Source organism: Streptomyces sp. ADMS (assembly GCF_033441795.1).
Classification (GTDB): domain Bacteria; phylum Actinomycetota; class Actinomycetes; order Streptomycetales; family Streptomycetaceae; genus Streptomyces.
This window is the reverse complement of sequence record NZ_JAVFVX010000042.1, coordinates 29,747-49,372: the sequence shown is the minus strand read 5'-3', so window position 1 is coordinate 49,372 and position 19,626 is coordinate 29,747. Positions and strand designations below refer to the sequence as shown.

The following is a 19,626-nucleotide window of genomic DNA, read 5'->3' as shown; positions in this document are numbered from 1 at the left end:
TCAGGAGGCGCGTGGGACCCGGATCACGCCCTCCTGGATGACCGTGATGGCCAGCCGTCCGTCCTGCGTGTAGATACGGCCCTGGCCGAGGCCACGGCCGCCGGACGCGGACGGTGACTCCTGGTCGTACAGCAGCCATTCGTCGGCGCGGAACGGGCGGTGGAACCACATCGCGTGGTCCAGGGACGCGCCGACCACGTCGCCCACCGCCCAGCCGCCGCGTCCGTGCGCGAGCAGGACGGAGTCGAGCAGCGTGTAGTCGGAGACGTACGTGGCGAGGCAGACGTGGAGCAGCGGTTCGTCGACCGCGCCGCCGAGCTTGCCGTTCGTACGGAACCAGACCTGGGAGCGCGGTTCGCGGGGCTCGCCGAACCTGCCGTAGGGCGGGTCGTCGACGTAACGGATGTCGACGGCCTCCCGGGACTCCAGGAACTTGTCGACGACCGCCGGGTCCAGGTGGTCGTACCCGGGGAGCTGTTCGTCGGCGGTGGGGAGCGTCGCCGGGTCGGGGGCGGCGGGCATCGGGGCCTGGTGGTCGAGGCCGTCCTCGTGCTGCTGAAAGGACGCGGAGAGGTGGAATATCGGCTGCCCGTGCTGGACCGCGACCACCCGGCGGGTGGTGAAGGAACGGCCGTCGCGAATGCGGTCGACGGTGTAGACGATCGGCACTCCGGGGTCGCCGGGGCGCAGGAAGTACGAGTGGAGCGAGTGGGCGGGGCGGTCCTGGGGGACCGTTCGCCCGGCGGCGACGAGTGCCTGGGCCGCGACCTGACCGCCGAAGACGCGGGGGACGATGGCGGGCCGGGACCGGCCGCGAAAGATGTTCTCCTCGATCTGCTCAAGGTCGAGCAGATCGAGGAGAGACTGAAGTGCCTGACTCATGCAGTCATTTCTACGGGTCAGTAATTGCGGGGACCTTACGGGTCCGTGTCCTTACAGGCCCATGTCCTGCGTCCTTACAGGCCCATGTCCTTGGCGATGATCGACTTCATGATCTCGCTGGTGCCGCCGTAGATCCGGTTGACGCGGTTGTCCGCGTACAGGCGGGCGATCGGGTACTCGTTCATGAAGCCGTAGCCGCCGTGCAGCTGGAGGCAGCGGTCGATGACGCGGTGCGCGACCTCGGTGCAGAACAGCTTGGCGCTGGCGGCCTCGGCCGGGGTCAGCTCGCCCGCGTCGAGGGCCTCCGTGGCGCGGTCGGCGACGGCCTCGGCAGCGTCCACCTCGGCCTTGCAGGCGGCCAGTTCGAACTTGGTGTTCTGGAAGGCGGCGACCGGCTGGCCGAAGACGACGCGGTCCTGGACGTACTGCTGGGCGAACCGGACGGCCGCCTTGGCCTGCGCGTACGCGCCGTAGGCGATGCCCCAGCGCTCGGAGGCGAGGTTGTGGCCGAGGTAGTAGAAGCCCTTGTTCTCCTCGCCGAGGAGGTCCTCGACGGGCACCTTGACGTCGACGAACGCCAGCTCGGCGGTGTCGGACGTCTTCAGGCCGAGCTTGTCCAGCTTGCGGCCGACCGAGTAGCCCTCGGCCTTGGTGTCGACGACGAAGAGGGAGATGCCGTGGCGGCGGTCCTCGGCGCTGGGCGCGTCGGTACGGGCGCAGACGATCATGCGGTCGGCGTGGACGCCACCCGTGATGAACGTCTTGGAGCCGTTGAGGACGTAGTGCGTGCCGTCCTCGCTCAGCCTGGCGGTGGTCTTCATGCCCGCGAGGTCGGAACCGGTGCCCGGCTCGGTCATCGCGATCGCCCACATCTCCTCACCGGAGACGAACTTCGGCAGGAAACGCTTCTTCTGCTCGTCGTCGGCGAGCATCTTGATGTACGGCAGACCGAGCAGGACGTGCACACCGGAGCCACCGAAGGAGACACCCGCGCGCGCGGTCTCCTCGTAAAGGACGGCCTCGAACTTGTACGAGTCGATGCCGGCGCCGCCGTACTCCTCGTCGACACGGATGCCGAAGACGCCCAGCTCGGCGAGCTTGTAGTAGAACTCGCGCGGCGCCTGGCCCGCGGCGAACCACTCGTCGTAGACGGGAACGACCTCGGCCTCGATGAAGGCCCGGAGGGTCTCCCGGAACGCCTCGTGGTCCTCGTTGAACACAGTACGACGCACCGCCGACACCTCTCTGCGCCTAAGCCGGCGCCGCTCTCGCGTATGTGGTTGCTTGCCGTGGGGGTGCCACAGTCGATGCTTGCGACCCCGGCAGGCTAAGCGCTTGCTCAGCTCTACCGTACCCGTGAGTACGAATCTCCGTCCAGAGGAGTTACGCCGTAACGCTCGTCACTCCCCCGCCGCCGCGAACGCGCCCCTCGCCATCCGGTGCAGCAAGGCCGCCGTGACACCCCGGCCCGGCAGTGCGCCCGGGCGGCCCAGATGCGGTGTCGAGTTCAGGAGACCGAAGACCGAGTGCACCGCCGAGCGGGCCGTCGGTTCGGTCAGTTCCGGGTACGCCTCCCGCACCACCTCCACCCACAGCTCGACGTACTGGCGCTGGAGCTGGCGCACGAGCTTGCGGTCACTGTCGCGCAGGCGGTCCAGTTCGCGGTCGTGGAGGGTGATCAGGGGGCGGTCGTCCAGGGCGAAGTCGATATGGCCCTCGATGAGGGAGTCGAGGAGCCCCCCAGGGCCGTCCGCGCCCTCCCCGACCTCCGCCACGCGCCGCTTCGCGCCCGTCAGGAGCTGGCCACTGATGCCCACCAGCAGCTCGGCGAGCATCGCGTCCTTGCCCGGGAAGTGGCGGTAGAGGCCGGGGCCGCTGATACCCACCGCCGCCCCTATCTCGTCCACACCCACGCCATGGAAGCCGCGCTCGGCGAAGAGCCTCGCGGCCTCCTTGAGGATCTGTTCGCGGCGGGTCGGGGCGTCGGTTCTCGTGGCCATGCAGATGATTCTAGACACGGAGGTTAGCGGTCGTTAACCTGAGGGAAATGCGTTAACGCTCATTAACTAGTCGACCACTGGGTGACCACTGGGTGAGGGGACCGCAGGATGCAGGAGGCACCGGAGCTCCACAGCGCGGCTGACCCCGCGTCGGAGGCCTGGCGGGCCAACGAGGCGGCTCACCGTGCGCTGGTCGAGGAACTGCACGGCAAGCTGGCCGCGGCCCGGCTGGGCGGGGGCGAGAAGGCCCGGGCGCGGCACACCGCGCGCGGGAAGCTGCTTCCCCGGGAGCGGGTCGACCGGCTCCTCGATCCGGGGTCGCCCTTCCTGGAGCTCGCCCCCCTCGCCGCCGACGGGATGTACGAGGGGCAGGCACCGGCCGCCGGCGTGATCGCCGGGATCGGGCGCGTCAGCGGGCGTGAATGCGTGATCGTCGCCAATGACGCCACCGTCAAGGGCGGCACGTACTACCCGATGACCGTCAAGAAGCATCTCCGCGCGCAGGAGGTCGCCCTCGACAACCGGCTTCCGTGCGTCTACCTCGTGGACTCCGGGGGCGCCTTCCTGCCCATGCAGGACGAGGTCTTCCCCGACCGTGACCACTTCGGACGGATCTTCTTCAACCAGGCCCGGATGTCCGGCGCGGGCATTCCGCAGATCGCCGCCGTCCTCGGATCGTGCACCGCGGGGGGCGCCTACGTCCCGGCCATGAGCGACGAAGCCGTCATCGTCCGCAACCAGGGGACCATCTTCCTGGGCGGGCCCCCGCTGGTGAAGGCCGCCACCGGGGAGGTCGTGACGGCCGAGGAACTGGGCGGAGGGGACGTCCACGCGCGCGTGTCGGGCGTCACCGACCACCTCGCCGAGGACGACGCGCACGCCCTGCGCATCGTCCGCAACATCGCCGCCACCCTCCCCGCGCGCGGGGCGTTGCCCTGGGACGTCCAGCCCTCCGTCGAACCCAAGGTCGACCCCCACGGGCTCTACGGCGCCGTGCCCATCGACTCCCGGACCCCCTACGACGTACGGGAGATCATCGCGCGCGTGGTCGACGGTTCCCGTTTCTCGGAGTTCAAGGCCGAGTTCGGGCAGACCCTCGTCACCGGCTTCGCCCGCGTCCACGGCCACCCGGTCGGCATCGTCGGCAACAACGGCATCCTGTTCTCCGAGTCCGCCCAGAAGGGCGCCCACTTCATCGAACTCTGCGACCAGCGCGGCATCCCGCTCCTGTTCCTCCAGAACATCTCCGGGTTCATGGTGGGCCGCGACTACGAGGCGGGTGGCATCGCCAAGCACGGCGCCAAGATGGTGACGGCCGTGGCGTGCACGCGCGTGCCCAAGCTGACGGTCGTGGTCGGCGGGTCGTACGGCGCGGGGAACTACTCGATGTGCGGCCGGGCGTATTCGCCGCGCTTCCTGTGGATGTGGCCCGGCGCCAAGATCTCCGTCATGGGCGGCGAGCAGGCCGCGTCCGTCCTCGCGACCGTCAAGCGGGACCAGTTGGAGGCCCGCGGGGAGTCCTGGCCGGCCGCGGACGAGGACGCCTTCAAGGACCCGATCCGCGCGCAGTACGAGCGCCAGGGCAACGCCTACTACGCGACCGCCCGGCTCTGGGACGACGGGGTCATCGACCCCCTCGAAACCCGCCAGGTACTGGGTCTCGCGCTCACTGCCTGCGCCAACGCGCCACTGGGCCGAAGAGATCCGGCACAGCCCCAGTTCGGCGTCTTCCGGATGTGAGGGGCTCTAAGACGATGAGGGGCTTCACCACGATGTTCGACACAGTCCTTGTGGCCAACCGGGGCGAGATCGCCGTACGCGTCATCCGTACGCTGCGCTCCCTGGGTGTGCGTTCGGTGGCCGTGTACTCGGACGCCGACGCGGACGCCCGGCATGTCCGCGAGGCCGACACGGCGGTACGGATCGGACCGGCGGCAGCGGCGGAGAGCTATCTGTCCGTCCCCCGCATCCTCGAAGCCGCCGCCCGCACCGGAGCGCAGGCCGTCCACCCGGGATACGGCTTCCTTGCCGAGAACGCCTCCTTCGCGCGCGCGTGCGTCGAAGCGGGGCCGGCGTTCATCGGCCCTCCGGCGGACGCGATCTCCCTCATGGGCGACAAGATCCGCGCCAAGGAGACGGTCCGCGCGGCCGGGGTCCCGGTGGTTCCCGGGTCGAGCGGCAGCGGGCTCACCGACACCGAACTGGCCGACGCGGCACGGGAGATCGGCATGCCGGTGCTGCTCAAGCCGAGCGCGGGCGGGGGCGGCAAGGGCATGCGGCTCGTCCGGGAGGCCGGCGCGCTGGCGGAGGAGATCGCCGCCGCGCGGCGCGAGGCCCGCGCCTCCTTCGGGGACGACACGCTCCTCGTCGAACGGTGGGTCGGCCGTCCCCGCCACATCGAGATCCAGGTCATGGCCGACGCCCACGGGAACGTCGTACACCTGGGCGAGCGGGAGTGTTCGCTCCAGCGGCGCCACCAGAAGCTCGTCGAGGAGGCGCCCAGCGTGCTCCTCGACGACAGGACCCGGTCCGCGATGGGCGAGGCGGCGGTCCAGGCGGCGCGCTCGTGCGGGTACGAGGGCGCGGGCACGGTCGAGTTCATCGTCCCGGGCGGGGACCCGTCCTCGTACTACTTCATGGAGATGAACACCCGCCTCCAGGTGGAGCACCCGGTGACGGAACTCGTCACCGGCCTCGACCTGGTGGAGTGGCAGCTGCGAGTGGCAGCGGGCGAGCCACTGTCCTTCGGACAGGAGGACGTACGCCTGACCGGGCACGCGGTCGAGGCGCGGATCTGCGCGGAGACGGTGTCCGTGCGGGCGGGTGCGCGCGGCTTCCTGCCGTCCGGCGGCACGGTGCTCGCGCTGCGCGAACCCTCCGGTGACGGCGTACGCACCGACTCGGGGCTGACCGAGGGCACGGAGGTCGGTTCGCTGTACGACCCGATGCTGTCCAAGGTGATCGCGTACGGCCCGGACCGCCCGACCGCACTCCGGAAACTCCGCGCCGCCCTCGCGGAGACGGTCACCCTGGGCGTGCCGACCAACGCGGGGTTCCTGCGCCGGCTGCTGGCCCATCCGGCGGTCGTGGCGGGCGAGTTGGACACCGGGCTGGTGGAGCGCGAGGTCGACTCCCTCGTACCGGACGGGGTGCCGGAGGAGGTGTACGAGGCGGCTGCGGCCGTACGGCTGGAGGCGCTGCGGCCGAAGGCGACGGGGGGCGGCTGGACGGACCCCTTCTCGGTGCCCGGCGGTTGGCGGCTTGGAGGCACGCCGAAGCCGCTGACCTTCTGGCTGAAGGCGCAGGACCCCCTGGAGTACGCCCCCCATGGCACCCCTGACACGCACACGGTCACCGGCGACCAGGTGTCCGTGGTCCTGGACGGCATCCGCCACACCTTCCACCGCGCCGGCGACTGGCTGGGCCGCGACGGCGACGCCTGGCACGTACGCGACCACGACCCGGTGGCCGCCTCCCTCACCGGCGCCGCCCACGCGGGAGCCGACTCGCTGACCGCCCCGATGCCCGGCACGGTGACGGTGGTGAAGGTGGCCGTGGGCGACGAGGTAACCGCCGGTCAGAGCCTGCTGGTGGTCGAGGCGATGAAGATGGAGCACGTGGTCGCCGCCCCGCACGCGGGCACGGTCGCCGAGCTGGACGTCACCCCGGGCACGACGGTCGCCATGGACCAGGTGCTCGCCGTGATCGCACCGCACGAGAAGGACACGGAGGCGGCGGAATGACGGCCCAGGAGCTTCCGATGACCGTACCGGCGGCGAACCTGCCCGCGCGGGTGCGGATCCACGAGGTCGGCGCGCGGGACGGACTCCAGAACGAGAAGACGACCGTACCAACGGCCACCAAGGCGGAGTTCGTCCGCCGACTGGCCGCCGCCGGCCTGACGACGATCGAGGCGACCAGCTTCGTGCACCCGAAGTGGGTGCCCCAACTGGCGGACGCGGAGGACCTGTTCCCGCTCGTCAGCGACCTGGAGGCGGCCCTCCCGGTCCTGGTCCCGAACGAACGCGGCCTGGACCGCGCCCTGGCGCTCGGCGCACGGCAGGTCGCCGTCTTCGCCAGCGCGACCGAGTCGTTCGCGAAGGCCAACCTCAACAGGACGGTCGACGAGGCGCTCGCGATGTTCGAGCCGGTGGTGGCGCGGGCCAGGGCGGAGAACGCTTCGGTCCGCGGCTATCTCTCCATGTGCTTCGGCGACCCGTGGGAGGGCCCTGTCCCGCTCGGGCAGGTCGTACGGGTGTGCAGGGCGCTGCTGGAGATGGGCTGCGACGAGCTGAGCCTGGGCGACACGATCGGCGTCGCGACACCGGGTCATGTGCGGCGCCTGCTCACGGAGTTGAACGAGGCCTCCGTACCGACATCAGCCCTCGCCGTGCACTTCCACGACACCTACGGCCAGGCCCTGGCCAACACGTACGCGGCGCTGGACCACGGCGTCACGACGGTCGACGCGTCGGCGGGCGGCCTCGGCGGCTGCCCGTTCGCGAAGTCCGCGACCGGCAACCTGGCCACCGAGGACCTGGTGTGGATGCTCCAGGGCCTCGGCATCGAGACCGGAGTCGACCTCGGCAGCCTCGTCGCCACAAGCACGTGGATGGCCGGCCAACTGGGCCGCCCGAGCCCGTCCCGCACCGTACGAGCCCTGTCCCACAAGGATTCGCAGGCCTCACAGGATTCCCAGGAGCAGTGAAGGACCATGGACCACAAGCTCTCCCCCGAACTGGAAGAACTCCGCCGTACGGTCGAGCAGTTCGCACACGACGTCGTGGCCCCGAAGATCGGCGACTTCTACGAGCGGCACGAGTTCCCGTACGAGATCGTCCGCGAGATGGGCAGGATGGGCCTGTTCGGACTGCCGTTCCCGGAGGAGTACGGCGGTATGGGCGGCGACTATCTGGCGCTGGGCATCGCGCTGGAGGAACTGGCGCGGGTGGACTCGTCGGTGGCGATCACGCTGGAGGCGGGGGTGTCGCTGGGCGCGATGCCCATCCACCTGTTCGGCACGGAGGAGCAGAAACGGGAGTGGCTTCCGCGTCTGTGCGCCGGCGAGATCCTGGGCGCGTTCGGACTGACGGAACCGGACGGCGGCTCGGACGCGGGCGCGACACGGACGACGGCGCGTCTGGACTCCGACACCGGTGAATGGGTGATCAACGGCACGAAGTGCTTCATCACCAACTCGGGTACGGACATCACGGGCTTCGTGACGGTGACGGCGGTGACGGGCCGCAAGGCGGACGGCAGGCCGCTCATCTCCGCGATCCTCGTCCCGTCGGGCACGGCCGGGTTCACGGTCGCGGCGCCGTACTCGAAGGTCGGCTGGAACGCGTCGGACACCCGGGAACTGTCCTTCTCGGACGCACGGGTCCCGGCGGCGAACCTGGTCGGCGAGGAGGGGCGCGGCTACGCCCAGTTCCTCCGCATCCTCGACGAGGGGCGGATCGCGATCGCGGCACTGGCGACGGGTCTTGCCCAGGGCTGCGTGGACGAGTCGGTGAAGTACGCGAAGGAACGGCAGGCGTTCGGGCGGCCGATCGGCGCGAACCAGGCGATCCAGTTCAAGATCGCGGACATGGAGATGAAGGCCCACACGTCCCGCCTGGCGTGGCGGGACGCGGCCTCCCGCCTGGTGTCGGGCGAGCCCTTCAAGAAGGAGGCGGCCCTGGCCAAGCTGTACTCGTCCACGATCGCCGTGGACAACGCCCGCGACGCGACGCAGATCCACGGCGGCTACGGCTTCATGAACGAGTACCCGGTGGCCCGGATGTGGCGCGACTCGAAGATCCTGGAGATCGGGGAGGGCACGAGCGAGGTCCAGCGGATGCTTATCGCACGGGAGTTGGGGCTGGGGTTGGAGATGGCGGGCTGAGGCCCACGGACAGGGCTCCGGTGATCGCGGCGGTGTGCCGGTAGGCGATCCGGGCCGCCTCGACGACCTGGTCCTGTGCCTCGGGGTCGGTGAGCGCCTGGTTCATGCGGGCGGTGAAGCGGGCCCAGCGGTCGCGGTCGCCGCTGGTGTAGTAGGCGACGCCGTCCGTGCCGGGCAGGCGGTGGGCGGTGGTGACGTACGGGTGGAGGAAGAGGGCGCCGAGCGTCGAGCCCTCCATGACGTAGAGGAAGCCGAGGAGGGCGCGGAGGTCGGCGTCGACGGCCCGCTGCCGTATCTCCGCGGCGAATGCTTCGGCCTCTTCGGCTGCCCAGGGGCCGGGGGCGGTGCCGAGGCTCGCGAAGTAGGCCAGGTCGCGCTCGACGAGGGGGAGTTTGATGAGGTCCGGAGACCACACGGGGTCGGCGGAGGAGTCCGTGACGCGGGTGAGCTCGCCTTCGAGTGCCTCCAACACCACTCGGTAGGCGGCAAGTTGGCCGACGTACCGGTCGACGGGAAGTGTCCCGGCGATCATCGCGCTCGCGAACGGGGTGGCCTCCAGCGCGTCATGCCAGTCGCGGGTGCTCGCACGCAGCCGCTCAACCACCGTGGCCGGGGCCGTCGTCATGTGCCGCTCCGCTGCTGGAGCGTCTCGTGGAGACGGTCGATGAGATGGCCCTTTCGTTCGATGGTGAGGTCGAAGTACGCGGCGCTGCGGTCGGACCGGCACACGCGGTACACGCTCTCCTTGGCCTCGCGCTTCAGCCGGACGGCTTCGGCGGCGAGCGCGAGGAGGGTGGACTCCAGTTTCGGATGACCGAGGACGAACGCCTTGAGCCCCTCCCCGGCAAGAACCGAGGAGTCCGGGTCGAGCAGTTCGAGGAAGACCCTGTTGCTGAGCCCGTCGTAGTCCTCGTGGATCCTGCCCCCGCCGAACTCGGGTACGAAGTCGGTGAGGTCGTTGAACAGCTGGCTGGCCAACCCGAGTTGGCGCATGGCGGCGTCCAGGGTGTACTGCTCGTCCTCGACGACGCGCAGGCCGGCGAGTGCAGAGTCGAGCGGCATGCGGAACAGGGTCCCGGTCTTGAGGGCGGCCAGGGACTCCCAGTAGGCCACCCGCTCTTCAAGGGACGCGGCGATCAGCTCGGCACGGGTCTCCGCCGTACGGGTGGACAGGTCGACGGCCTGCCCGGTGAAACCGCTTTCGACCGCGCGCAGCAGGCTGCCCACGACAGCGGGATCGTCCGCGTGCCGCAGGACGGCCGCGATCAGCCAGGACCCGGTGTTGAGCGCGAGCGGTACGCCATGGGTGACGTGGAGCGCGGGTTCGCCGTAGCGGACGTCGCTGCCGTCCTGGATGTCGTCGATCGCGACGAAGGCCTTCAGCATGACGCGTACGGCCACTGCTGCCCGCCGGACGACGGCCAGGTCCGCCTCGGAAACGCCATCCCCGATCTCGTCGGGGAAGCCCCGGTAGTTGCGGTAGGCCCAGTACACCATCGACGGCCGCAGCGGAGCCTGGTTACCGCCGGGCGCCCCGGCAGCCGGCGGCAACGCCTCCTGCCCCACCTTGGACCCGACGGCATCGGCGACGGGGTCATAGAGGGAGCGCCGCAGGGCGGCCTCGTAAACGGATCGCACGGACTGCGAGGAGACCGCCGCGGGAGCGGTCAGCGAACCGAGAAACTCGGCCAGATCGTCCTCCAGCAGAGCCGCGTCGCTCCGCACCACCGCCGCTACCGCGTCCACATCTTCCCCAGTCGCATCAGCGACCTTCTCCCTGGCACCCATACCCGCCCCAGCCTCCGCTTCCGGCTCCCACCCCCGACCCCCGTCGACACGCTGAAGCGTGATCGCAACCGGAGTGTTTCGCAAGGGAGTTCGAGGACAGCATGGCAGTCAATACGGCGAAATCCAGCCACAGGGAGCGCTACACAGTCCTGCGCAGGCTCACGGGACGAGAAAGGCGACGAAGAGAGCAAGCGGCAAGAACACCCCACCGGCCGCCATCAGCCACCCCACACGCCATGACGTCCGGTCCCCGACGGCGACGCACAGCCAAGTCACCAGCACGAGATGGACGGTGAGCGGCACCCCGATCAGAACGACCACATCGATTCCTCCTCCCCTCCCCTCTCTTCCCCATCTCTTCCCCTCAGACGCACGGTGTGCAGGGTCGTGGCGACCTGAGCGCGGCAGTCTGGCGGAAGTCGTCCTACAACGATGGCCAGGGGGGCAGTTGCGCGGAGGTGACCGACGACTTCCCCGGATTCGTCCCCGTGCGCGACAGCAGGATCCCCGAAGGCCTTGCCGTCGTCATCCGAAGCACTGGATGGTCAACCTTCGCCACCGCCGCAAGCCCGGATCGAGCACCCGCCTCCGACCACCCTGGCGGCACCCCTCACCAGCCCTCCTGAGGCGCGGGCGGTCGGCGGCCGGCTCGCCGGTCGCAGCGCCGCTTCCCGAGCAGAACGGATGCCAAGCCAGCGGCTATCACCATCACGGCCAAGTGCGGGGGCATCAGGCCCATAACGGCCACGTCGGACCGACCGCGAGAACGACGGAGCCCCGGGCTCACGCCCCAGCAGCCGCACCCCCCGAAGCAGGCCAGATCTTCCGCAGGGCGAACCCCATGAACGCCGCGTTGGCCAGAGCCGCCGCCGCGATGCCCGCGAGATAGAGGGCCAGGAACACCCCGTCACCCGTGCCGTTCAGCGTGCCCTCGGGCAGAAGCGTGTACAGGAGGCTCAGCGGAGCGGTCAGCAGCCATGGCACCACGCCCGACATGGAGGCGTCGGCATGGGAGACGAAGAAGGTGTCGACGAGGAAGAAGCCCGTCGCGGCGACGACCACTGCCAGGTAGCCGCGGGAGAGCCAGTTGTCCGTGGCCAGGGTGAGCAGGGTGCGGGGGCGGCGGTTGCCGTTCATCGTGTCCTCCGGTGAGTGCGCCGCGTCGTGCTGCGCGATGCCTCAACGATGGCCGTGCACCCGCGCCTTGACATGAGTACACCTACTCATCCGTAACTAGGCTGCCTCGCGGCCGACTTGAGCCTCCGAGGATTGACGGCGGGCGCCGTCACCCTACTGTCGGAGCCCTGGTCGATGGTGGCCGGAAACGGTCGCTTCGGCGGCAGCCCGGCATGCGGCATGCACTTGGGCCCGGCTTCCGCCACCTCGGGCCCTGTGGTCGTTCAGCGACCCCGCCATCAAGCCACTCCGACCTCCTTGACCTTCGCGACCCAGGTGTCACCATCGCGCACGAATAGACGCCCGAACGAGCAGTGCGCCTTCGATACACAGGACATCCACAGGAATCGGCAGACGCCACCCCGGGCGTCCCACTTCCCGGAACCGCCCTCTGGACAACAGCTCAGGTTAGGCTAACCTACCTTTCGAATCGTCCGGCGGGCCGACCCGCCCCGTTCGAAAGCAGCCATCTCATGTCCAACGCCCGTGCCACTCACCTCTCCCGCCGCGGCATCCTCGCCGCAGGCGGCGCCCTCGGCCTCGGTGCCGTCCTCGCCGCCTGTGGGGACGACGACGCGAAAAGCGGTGGCTCGGACGCGGACGCGTCGAAGGCCGCCGCCACTCCCGCCGGCCCCTGGACGTTCAAGGACGACCGCGGCCAGACCGCGGAGGCCGACAAGGCGCCTTCCAGCATCGTCGCCTTCACCGGTGTCGCCGCCGCGCTCTACGACTACGGCATCGAGGTCAAGGGCGTCTTCGGCCCGACCACGACCAAGGACGGCAAGGCCGACGTCCAGGCCGGCGACATGGACGTCACCAAGGTGACCGTCCTCGGCAACGAGTGGGGCCAGTTCAACATCGAGAAGTACGCGGCCCTGGCCCCGGACCTCCTCGTCACCACGATGTTCGACAGCGCGGGCACCCTCTGGTACGTCCCGGAGGAGTCCAAGGAGAAGATCCTCGCCGTCGGTGCCCCGACCGTCGGTATCTCCGTGTTCGACATACAGCTGGACCAGCCGCTGCAGCGCATGCTGGAGCTGGCCAGGACCCTCGGCGCGGACACCGCCTCCGCCAAGGTGACCGCCGCGAAGAAGGCCTTCGAGGACGCCGCCGCCCGGCTGCGCGCCGCCACCAAGGCCAAGCCTGACATCAAGGTGCTGGTGGGTTCCGCGAGCCAGGACATCTTCTACGTCTCCGGCTCCAACCTCTCCGTCGACCTGGAGTACTTCAAGGCCCTCGGCGTGAACTTCGTCGAGCCCGCCGCCGATGCCCTGAAGGCGAGCGGTGGTTGGTACGAGAACCTGAGCTGGGAGAACGTCGACAAGTACGAGGCCGACGTCATCATGATGGACAACCGCACCTCGGCGATCCAGCCCGCCGACATCACCGAGGCGACCTGGAAGCAGTTGCCCGCGGTGAAGGCGGGTCAGGTGATCGCCCGTAACCCCGAGCCGATTCTGTCCTACGACAAGTGCACGCCGCTTCTCACGAGCCTCGCGGAGGCCATCGAGAAGGCCAAGAAGGTCGGTTAGAAGAGCAGGCGCCCGCCGCGGGCGCCCCGTCCCGCGCCGTGGATGTGCTTCGCCGTGGGGAACCGCGCGACCACTGTGGCTGGTCGCGCCGTTCCCCGCGCCCCTTTGGGGGCGCGTCACCGCGCCCTCCGACATCACTTCAGGAGGAGTCATGACGACCGCCGTCGCCGCCCCCTTCCGGTTCTTCGCCCTCCACGTCGTCCGCGCCGCACGGCTCGGGCCCTCCCTCGTTCGCGTCACCTTCGCCGGGGACGATCTCGCCACCCTCCTTTCCGACGGGCGCGACCAGAGCCTCTCCCTCTTCCTTCCGCACCCGGGGCAGGAGGCCCCCTCCGTGCCCGTCGAGCTGGGCGACGGATGGTGGCAGGGGTGGCGTGAACTCCCCGACGACGTACGGGCGGTGATGCGCTCGTACACGCTCCGCGCCCTGCGCGCCGACGCTCACGGTCGTACGGCGGAGATCGACATCGACTTCGTGCTGCACGGCGTCGAACCGGGCGCCGCCGTCCCCGCCGGGCCGGCCTCCCTCTGGGCCTCCCGGGCCGGCGCCGGTGACCGCGTCCTCCTGCTCGGGCCCGCGATCGCCGACAACCGAGCGATCCGCTTCCGTCCGCCGGCCGGCACCGATCTCGTCGTCATCTGGGCCGACGAGACCGCCGTACCGGCCGCCTCCGCGATCCTGGAATCGCTGCCCGCCGGCACCCGGGCCCAGGTCTGGCTGGAGGCCGGGCACGCCGGGGACATCCAGGATCTCGTGACCTCCGCCGACGCCGAGATCACCTGGCTGGTGCGCGGCGCGGGCCCAGGCGCGCCCGCGGCCCTGGAGGCGATCCGGGCCGCCCAACTCCCCTCCGCCGAGCGGCCGTACGCCTGGATCGCGGGCGAGTCGTCCGCCGTGAAGGAGCTGCGCCGGCATCTCGTGGGCGAGCGCGGTATCGACCGCCGGGCCGTCACCTTCGTCGGTTACTGGCGGCGCGGGCTCAGCGAGGAGCAGCTGCGCGAGCAGCCCGAATGACGGCCGAGGCCCCGCTCACAGGTGTTACGGGCGGGACAGATGATTCCCACAGAAACTTAGGTTAGGCTAACCTAAGTCAACCGCTCGGCACAGGCGAACCTGCACCTGCCCTCTCTGCCCCCGGAGGCTCCCCCCATGCGCTCGCACCTGCTCAATGACACGACCGCGGAGCGGTACCGCCGCTCCGTGACCGAAGGAGTCGAGCGGGTGGCGGCCAGACTCGCCACCACGGACCGTCCGTTCACCGGCGTCACGGTCGACGCCCTCGCCCCCCGCATCGACCGGATCGACCTGGACAAGCCCCTGCTCGACGAGGCCGCCGCCCTCGACGAGCTCGAAGAGGTCTACCTGCGCGACGCGATCTACTTCCACCACCCGCGCTACCTCGCCCACCTCAACTGCCCGGTCGTCATACCCGCGGTGCTCGGCGAGGCGATCCTCTCCGCCGTCAACTCCTCCCTCGACACCTGGGACCAGTCGGCCGGCGGCACCCTCATCGAGCGCAAACTGATCGACTGGACCAACGAGCGCATCGGCCTCGGTTCCGCCGCCGACGGCATCTTCACCAGCGGCGGCAGCCAGTCCAACCTCCAGGCGCTGTTGCTGGCCCGCGAGGAGGCGAAGAGCGAGTCCGCCGCCGAGCTGCGTATCTTCGCCTCCGAAGTCAGCCACTTCAGCGTGAAGAAGTCCGCGAAGCTTCTCGGGCTGAGCCCCGACGCGGTCGTCTCCATCCCCGTCGACAACGACAAGCGGATGCAGACGGTCGCCCTCGCGCACGAACTGGAGCGCTGCGAGCGCGACGGGCTCGTCCCCATGGCCGTCGTCGCCACCGCCGGCACCACCGACTTCGGCTCCATCGACCCGCTGCCCGAGATCGCCGAACTCTGTGCCCAGTACGGCACCTGGATGCACGTCGACGCCGCCTACGGCTGCGGACTGCTCGCCTCGGTCAGCCGCCGCGACCTCCTCACCGGCATCGAGCGCGCCGACTCGGTCACCGTCGACTACCACAAGTCCTTCTTCCAGCCGGTGAGTTCGAGCGCCCTGCTGGTCCGGGACTCGGCCACGCTCCGCCACGCCACCTACCACGCGGAGTACCTCAACCCGCGCCGCATGGTGCAGGAGCGCATCCCCAACCAGGTCGACAAGTCGCTCCAGACGACCCGCCGTTTCGACGCCCTCAAGCTGTGGATGACCCTGCGCGTGATGGGCGCCGACGGCATCGGCGGACTCTTCGACGAGGTCTGTGACCTGGCCCAGGAGGGCTGGGAGATCCTCGCCGCCGACCCGCGCTACGACGTCGTCGTCGAACCCTCCCTCTCCACCCTCGTCTTCCGCTACATCCCCGCCGCCGTCACCGACCCCTCGGAGATCGACCGCGCCAACCTGTACGCCCGCAAGGCCCTGTTCGCCTCCGGCGCGGCCGTCGTGGCGGGGACGAAGGTCGGCGGGCGCCACTACCTCAAGTTCACCCTGCTCAACCCCGAGACCACGACGGACGACATAGCCGCCGTCCTCGACCTGATCGCCGGCCATGCCGAGCAGTACCTGGGAGATTCCGTTGACCGCGTCGCTTCCGTCACCTCCGTCGCTTCCTGAAGCCGAAGCCATGAACAGGACAGAAGCCATGAACACGACCGAACTCTCGAACAGGACCGACGGCGCGAACAAGACCTACGACTTCATCGGGATCGGTCTCGGCCCCTTCAACCTCGGCCTCGCCTGCCTCACCGAGCCGATCGACGAACTCGACGGCGTCTTCCTGGAGTCGAAGCCCGACTTCGAGTGGCACTCGGGGATGTTCCTCGACGGCGCCCATCTCCAGACGCCTTTCATGTCGGACCTCGTCACCCTCGCCGACCCGACCTCCCCGTACTCCTTCCTCAACTACCTGAAGGAATCGGGCCGTCTGTACTCGTTCTACATCCGCGAGAACTTCTACCCCCTGCGCGTCGAGTACGACGACTACTGCCGCTGGGCCGCGAACAAACTGCGCAGCGTCCGCTTCAACACCACGGTCACCGAGGTGACTTACCAGGACGAGGACGAGCTGTACGTCGTCCAGACGGTCGCCGGTGACATCTACCGGGCGCGCAGGCTCGTCCTCGGCACCGGCACTCCCCCGTACATCCCGGACGCGTGCGCGGACCTGGACGGCGACTTCATCCACAACTCCCAGTACATGCGGCACAAGCGGGAGTTGCAGGCCAAGGAGTCGATCACGCTCGTCGGCAGTGGTCAGTCCGCCGCCGAGATCTACCACGACCTCCTCGGTGAGATCGACGTCCACGGCTACCGGCTCAACTGGGTGACACGCTCGCCGCGCTTCTTCCCGCTCGAGTACACCAAGCTGACGCTGGAGATGACCTCCCCGGAGTACATCGACTACTTCCGCGCGCTTCCCGAGCGAACCCGTTACCGCCTGGCACAGGAGCAGAAGGGCCTGTTCAAGGGGATCGACGGCGAGCTGATCAACGAGATCTTCGACCTGCTCTACCAGAAGAGCCTCGGCGGCCCCGTCCCCACCCGGCTCCTCACCAACTCCGAGCTGAACACGGTGAGTTACGAGAGCGGGAGCGGGACGTACACGCTCGGGCTGCGCCAGGAGGAGCAGGAGAAGGAGTACACACTGGACACCCAGGGCCTGATCCTCGCCACCGGCTACAGGTACGCCGAGCCGGAGTTCCTGAAGCCCGTCCGCGACCGGCTGCGCTACGACACCCAGGGCAACTTCGACATCGCCCGCAACTACGCGATCGACACGACCGGACGCGGGGTCTTCCTGCAGAACGCCGGCGTCCACACCCACTCGATCACCTCGCCCGACCTGGGCATGGGCGCGTACCGCAACAGCTTCATCATCGCCGAGCTGCTCGGCAGTGAGTACTACCCGGTCGAGAAGACCATCGCCTTCCAGGAGTTCGCCGTATGACCTTCATGACCTCCGCGACCCCCGTGACCTTCACCTTCCGTGCGCTCGACCCGCTGAAGGACGCCGAGCTGCTGCACACCTGGGTCACGCACCCCAAGGCCGCCTACTGGATGATGCAGGACGCCCGACTGGAAGACGTCGAGCGCGCCTACCTGGACGTCGCCGCCGACGAGCACCACCACGCCCTCCTCGGCCTCCAGGACGGCGTACCCGCCTTCCTGATGGAGAAGTACGACCCTGTCCACCGCGAACTGGTCGGCCTGTACGAGCCCGAGCCCGGCGATGTCGGCATGCACTTCCTGGTGCCGGCGACCGACGCGCCCGTGTCCGGGTTCACCAGGTCCGTCATCACGGCCGTGATGGCCCACCTCTTCGAGGACCCGCGCACCGCCCGCGTCGTCGTCGAGCCGGACGTCGGCAACAAGGCCGTGCACGCCCTGAACGAAGCCGTCGGGTTCGTGCCCGAGCGAGAGATACGGAAGCCGGAGAAAAAGGCGTTGCTGAGTTTCTGCACCCGCGAGCACTTCGAGAAGGCGGTGTCCGTATGAGCCTCGCCGACGCCACGGCCCATCTCTCCCCCGAACGCTGGGAGCAGGCCAACCGCCTCCTCATCCGCAAGGCCCTCGCGGAGTTCGCGCACGAGCGCCTCATCACCCCCGAGTCAACCGGCGGGAACGGCGGCGATCAGTACGTCGTCCTGACCGACGACGGCCTGACCCGCTACCGCTTCACCGCCGCACGCCATGCCCTCGACCACTGGCAGGTCGACGCCGACTCCATCTCCCGGCACCGGGACGGGGCCGAACTCCCGCTCTCCGCGCTCGACTTCTTCATCGAGCTGAAGAAATCACTCGGCCTGAGCGACGAGGTGCTGCCCGTCTACCTGGAGGAGATCTCCTCCACCCTCTCCGGCACCTGCTACAAGCTCACCAAGCCGCAGATCACCGTCACCGAGCTCGCGAAAAGCGGTTTCCAGGCGATCGAGACGGGGATGACCGAGGGCCACCCCTGCTTCGTCGCCAACAACGGCCGGCTGGGCTTCGGTGTGCACGAGTACCTCTCCTACGCACCCGAGACCGCGAGCCCGGTCCGGCTGGTGTGGCTGGCCGCGCACCGCTCACGCGCCGCGTTCACCGCGGGTGTCGGTATCGAGTACGAGGCCTTCCTGCGCGAGGAGTTGGGGCAGGAGACGGTCGTCCGCTTCCGTACGAAACTGACCGACCAGGGCCTCGACCCCACCGAGTACCTCTTCATTCCGGTGCACCCCTGGCAGTGGTGGAACAAGCTCAGCGTCACCTTCGCCGCCGAGATCGCCCAGCAGAACCTGGTCTGCCTGGGCGAGGGCGACGACGAGTACCTCGCCCAGCAGTCCATCCGGACCTTCTTCAACCGGTCCAACCCCGGGAAGCACTACGTCAAAACGGCGCTGTCGGTCCTCAACATGGGCTTCATGCGCGGGCTTTCGGCCGCCTACATGGAGGCGACCCCGGCCATCAACGACTGGCTGGCCCAACTGATCGACAACGACCCGGTGTTGAAGTCGACAGGCCTGTCGATCATCCGCGAGCGCGCGGCCGTCGGCTACCGCCACCTGGAGTACGAGGCCGCCACCGACCGCTACTCCCCGTACCGCAAGATGCTGGCGGCGCTCTGGCGCGAGAGCCCCGTGCCGTCCCTCGCGGAGGGCGAGTCGCTGGCCACCATGGCATCGCTCGTCCACGTCGACCACGAGGGCCGCTCCTTCGCCGCGGCGCTCATCGAGCAGTCGGGCCTCACCCCGACGGAGTGGCTGCGCCGCTATCTGCACGCCTACTTCACCCCGCTCCTGCACAGCTTCTACGCCTACGACCTGGTCTACATGCCGCACGGCGAGAACGTCATCCTCGTCCTCAGGGACGGCGCGGTCCAGCGCGCGATCTACAAGGACATCGCCGAGGAGATCGCCGTCATGGACCCGGACGCGCTACTGCCGCCGACGGTCGAGCGACTGCGTGTGGAGGTCCCGGAGGACAAGAAACTCCTGTCCATCTTCACGGACGTCTTCGACTGCTTCTTCCGCTTCCTGGCCGCGAACCTCGCCACCGAGGGCGTCCTGGAGGAGGACGACTTCTGGCGGACGGTCGCCGAGGTCACCCGCGCCTACCAGGAGGCGAACCCCCAACTGGTCGACAAATTCCGCCAGTACGACATGTTCGCCCCCGAGTTCGCCCTGTCCTGCCTCAACCGGCTGCAACTGCGTAACAACGAGCAGATGGTGGATCTGGCCGACCCTGCAGGCGCCCTCCAGCTGATCGGCACCCTGAGAAATCCCGTCACAGGGTTCTGATCACGGCAGACGGGCTCCCCGAGTACGGTCCTCGGGGAGCCCGTCGCCGTCCCCGCCACCGTCCCGTCGCCGTCTCCGCCCTCCCCGC

General features: G+C 69.2%; 18 protein-coding genes. 11 read left to right on the top strand and 7 right to left on the bottom strand.

Annotation, left to right across the window (positions count from 1 at the left end):
- The 3 genes from tesB to RB628_RS19785 form a co-directional block, all read right to left on the bottom strand.
- Entirely contained in the window at positions 1-882 is an 882-nt protein-coding gene (gene tesB, locus RB628_RS19795) for an acyl-CoA thioesterase II (RefSeq protein ID WP_318321814.1), read from the bottom strand.
- A 74-nt stretch (positions 883-956) separates the two neighbouring features.
- Positions 957-2,114 carry an acyl-CoA dehydrogenase family protein gene (locus tag RB628_RS19790; RefSeq protein WP_318321813.1) on the bottom strand — a complete coding sequence of 386 codons (1,158 nt, stop codon included), beginning with the start codon at positions 2,112-2,114 and terminating at the stop codon, positions 957-959.
- 168 nt (positions 2,115-2,282) lie between these two features.
- Positions 2,283-2,882, bottom strand: coding sequence for a TetR/AcrR family transcriptional regulator (locus tag RB628_RS19785; RefSeq protein ID WP_318321812.1), 600 nt, complete (start codon positions 2,880-2,882; stop codon positions 2,283-2,285).
- 108 nt (positions 2,883-2,990) lie between these two features.
- On the opposite strand from RB628_RS19785, the gene RB628_RS19780 reads away from it, so the two are divergent.
- The 4 genes from RB628_RS19780 to RB628_RS19765 are packed head-to-tail and all read left to right on the top strand — an operon-like array spanning position 2,991 to position 8,769.
- Positions 2,991-4,622, top strand: coding sequence for a carboxyl transferase domain-containing protein (locus RB628_RS19780; protein WP_318321811.1), 1,632 nt, complete (start codon positions 2,991-2,993; stop codon positions 4,620-4,622).
- Between the two features lie 32 nt (positions 4,623-4,654).
- Positions 4,655-6,625 carry a biotin carboxylase N-terminal domain-containing protein gene (locus tag RB628_RS19775; RefSeq protein ID WP_318321810.1) on the top strand — a complete coding sequence of 657 codons (1,971 nt, stop codon included), beginning with the start codon at positions 4,655-4,657 and terminating at the stop codon, positions 6,623-6,625.
- Positions 6,622-7,590, top strand: coding sequence for a hydroxymethylglutaryl-CoA lyase (locus tag RB628_RS19770; protein ID WP_318321809.1), 969 nt, complete (start codon positions 6,622-6,624; stop codon positions 7,588-7,590). Before RB628_RS19775 ends, RB628_RS19770 begins: the two co-directional genes overlap by 4 nt.
- A 6-nt stretch (positions 7,591-7,596) precedes the next feature.
- The gene (locus tag RB628_RS19765) at positions 7,597-8,769 is read left to right on the top strand and encodes an acyl-CoA dehydrogenase family protein (protein ID WP_318321808.1); all 1,173 of its coding nucleotides are present in this window, start codon (positions 7,597-7,599) and stop codon (positions 8,767-8,769) included.
- Here RB628_RS19765 and RB628_RS19760 read toward each other — a convergent pair.
- The 3 genes from RB628_RS19760 to RB628_RS19750 all read right to left on the bottom strand — a co-directional run bounded on the left by RB628_RS19760 (position 8,726) and on the right by RB628_RS19750 (position 10,878).
- The gene (locus RB628_RS19760) at positions 8,726-9,394 is read right to left on the bottom strand and encodes a biliverdin-producing heme oxygenase (RefSeq protein WP_318321807.1); all 669 of its coding nucleotides are present in this window, start codon (positions 9,392-9,394) and stop codon (positions 8,726-8,728) included. The genes RB628_RS19765 and RB628_RS19760 overlap by 44 nt on opposite strands.
- A complete protein-coding gene (locus RB628_RS19755; protein WP_318321806.1) occupies positions 9,391-10,515 on the bottom strand; it encodes a polyprenyl synthetase family protein in 1,125 nt (374 codons plus the stop codon). Before RB628_RS19755 ends, RB628_RS19760 begins: the two co-directional genes overlap by 4 nt.
- A gap of 201 nt (positions 10,516-10,716) precedes the next feature.
- Positions 10,717-10,878: a hypothetical protein gene (locus tag RB628_RS19750; protein WP_318321805.1), complete on the bottom strand. Its 162-nt coding sequence runs from the start codon at positions 10,876-10,878 to the stop codon at positions 10,717-10,719.
- A 56-nt stretch (positions 10,879-10,934) separates the two neighbouring features.
- Between RB628_RS19750 and RB628_RS19745 the strand changes: the two genes are divergently transcribed.
- Positions 10,935-11,183 carry a DUF397 domain-containing protein gene (locus RB628_RS19745; RefSeq protein ID WP_318321804.1) on the top strand — a complete coding sequence of 83 codons (249 nt, stop codon included), beginning with the start codon at positions 10,935-10,937 and terminating at the stop codon, positions 11,181-11,183.
- A 157-nt stretch (positions 11,184-11,340) separates the two neighbouring features.
- Here the strand turns inward: RB628_RS19745 and RB628_RS19740 are convergent, their stop codons facing one another.
- Positions 11,341-11,694: an SCO4225 family membrane protein gene (locus tag RB628_RS19740; protein WP_318321803.1), complete on the bottom strand. Its 354-nt coding sequence runs from the start codon at positions 11,692-11,694 to the stop codon at positions 11,341-11,343.
- A gap of 512 nt (positions 11,695-12,206) precedes the next feature.
- Here RB628_RS19740 and RB628_RS19735 point away from each other — a divergent pair.
- The 6 genes from RB628_RS19735 (at position 12,207) to RB628_RS19710 (ending at position 19,538) form a co-directional block, all read left to right on the top strand.
- A complete protein-coding gene (locus RB628_RS19735) occupies positions 12,207-13,265 on the top strand; it encodes an ABC transporter substrate-binding protein (protein WP_318321802.1) in 1,059 nt (352 codons plus the stop codon).
- 151 nt (positions 13,266-13,416) lie between these two features.
- Complete coding sequence (locus tag RB628_RS19730; RefSeq protein WP_318321801.1) at positions 13,417-14,280, top strand: siderophore-interacting protein; 864 nt, start codon at positions 13,417-13,419, stop codon at positions 14,278-14,280.
- A gap of 135 nt (positions 14,281-14,415) precedes the next feature.
- Positions 14,416-15,879 (top strand): lysine decarboxylase DesA, encoded by a 1,464-nt coding sequence (gene desA, locus RB628_RS19725; RefSeq protein WP_318321800.1) that lies wholly within the window; start codon positions 14,416-14,418, stop codon positions 15,877-15,879.
- A 28-nt stretch (positions 15,880-15,907) separates the two neighbouring features.
- Entirely contained in the window at positions 15,908-17,212 is a 1,305-nt protein-coding gene (locus tag RB628_RS19720) for a lysine N(6)-hydroxylase/L-ornithine N(5)-oxygenase family protein (RefSeq protein WP_318321799.1), read from the top strand.
- Complete coding sequence (locus tag RB628_RS19715; protein WP_412180688.1) at positions 17,209-17,760, top strand: GNAT family N-acetyltransferase; 552 nt, start codon at positions 17,209-17,211, stop codon at positions 17,758-17,760. Before RB628_RS19720 ends, RB628_RS19715 begins: the two co-directional genes overlap by 4 nt.
- Positions 17,757-19,538 carry an IucA/IucC family siderophore biosynthesis protein gene (locus tag RB628_RS19710; protein ID WP_318321798.1) on the top strand — a complete coding sequence of 594 codons (1,782 nt, stop codon included), beginning with the start codon at positions 17,757-17,759 and terminating at the stop codon, positions 19,536-19,538. The genes RB628_RS19715 and RB628_RS19710 overlap by 4 nt, the downstream gene beginning before the upstream one ends.
- The last annotated feature ends 88 nt before the right edge of the window (positions 19,539-19,626 follow it).

Coding starts and splice junctions, on each gene's coding strand:
- RB628_RS19770 (WP_318321809.1), top strand. CDS start 6,622: ATGACGGCCCAGGAGCTTCCGATGACCGTACCGGCGGCGAACCTGCCC.
- RB628_RS19710 (WP_318321798.1), top strand. CDS start 17,757: ATGAGCCTCGCCGACGCCACGGCCCATCTCTCCCCCGAACGCTGGGAG.
- RB628_RS19740 (WP_318321803.1), bottom strand. CDS start 11,694: ATGAACGGCAACCGCCGCCCCCGCACCCTGCTCACCCTGGCCACGGAC.
- desA (WP_318321800.1), top strand. CDS start 14,416: ATGCGCTCGCACCTGCTCAATGACACGACCGCGGAGCGGTACCGCCGC.
- RB628_RS19720 (WP_318321799.1), top strand. CDS start 15,908: ATGAACACGACCGAACTCTCGAACAGGACCGACGGCGCGAACAAGACC.
- RB628_RS19780 (WP_318321811.1), top strand. CDS start 2,991: ATGCAGGAGGCACCGGAGCTCCACAGCGCGGCTGACCCCGCGTCGGAG.
- RB628_RS19730 (WP_318321801.1), top strand. CDS start 13,417: ATGACGACCGCCGTCGCCGCCCCCTTCCGGTTCTTCGCCCTCCACGTC.
- RB628_RS19735 (WP_318321802.1), top strand. CDS start 12,207: ATGTCCAACGCCCGTGCCACTCACCTCTCCCGCCGCGGCATCCTCGCC.
- tesB (WP_318321814.1), bottom strand. CDS start 882: ATGAGTCAGGCACTTCAGTCTCTCCTCGATCTGCTCGACCTTGAGCAG.
- RB628_RS19715 (WP_412180688.1), top strand. CDS start 17,209: ATGACCTTCATGACCTCCGCGACCCCCGTGACCTTCACCTTCCGTGCG.
- RB628_RS19775 (WP_318321810.1), top strand. CDS start 4,655: ATGTTCGACACAGTCCTTGTGGCCAACCGGGGCGAGATCGCCGTACGC.
- RB628_RS19765 (WP_318321808.1), top strand. CDS start 7,597: ATGGACCACAAGCTCTCCCCCGAACTGGAAGAACTCCGCCGTACGGTC.
- RB628_RS19785 (WP_318321812.1), bottom strand. CDS start 2,882: ATGGCCACGAGAACCGACGCCCCGACCCGCCGCGAACAGATCCTCAAG.
- RB628_RS19760 (WP_318321807.1), bottom strand. CDS start 9,394: ATGACGACGGCCCCGGCCACGGTGGTTGAGCGGCTGCGTGCGAGCACC.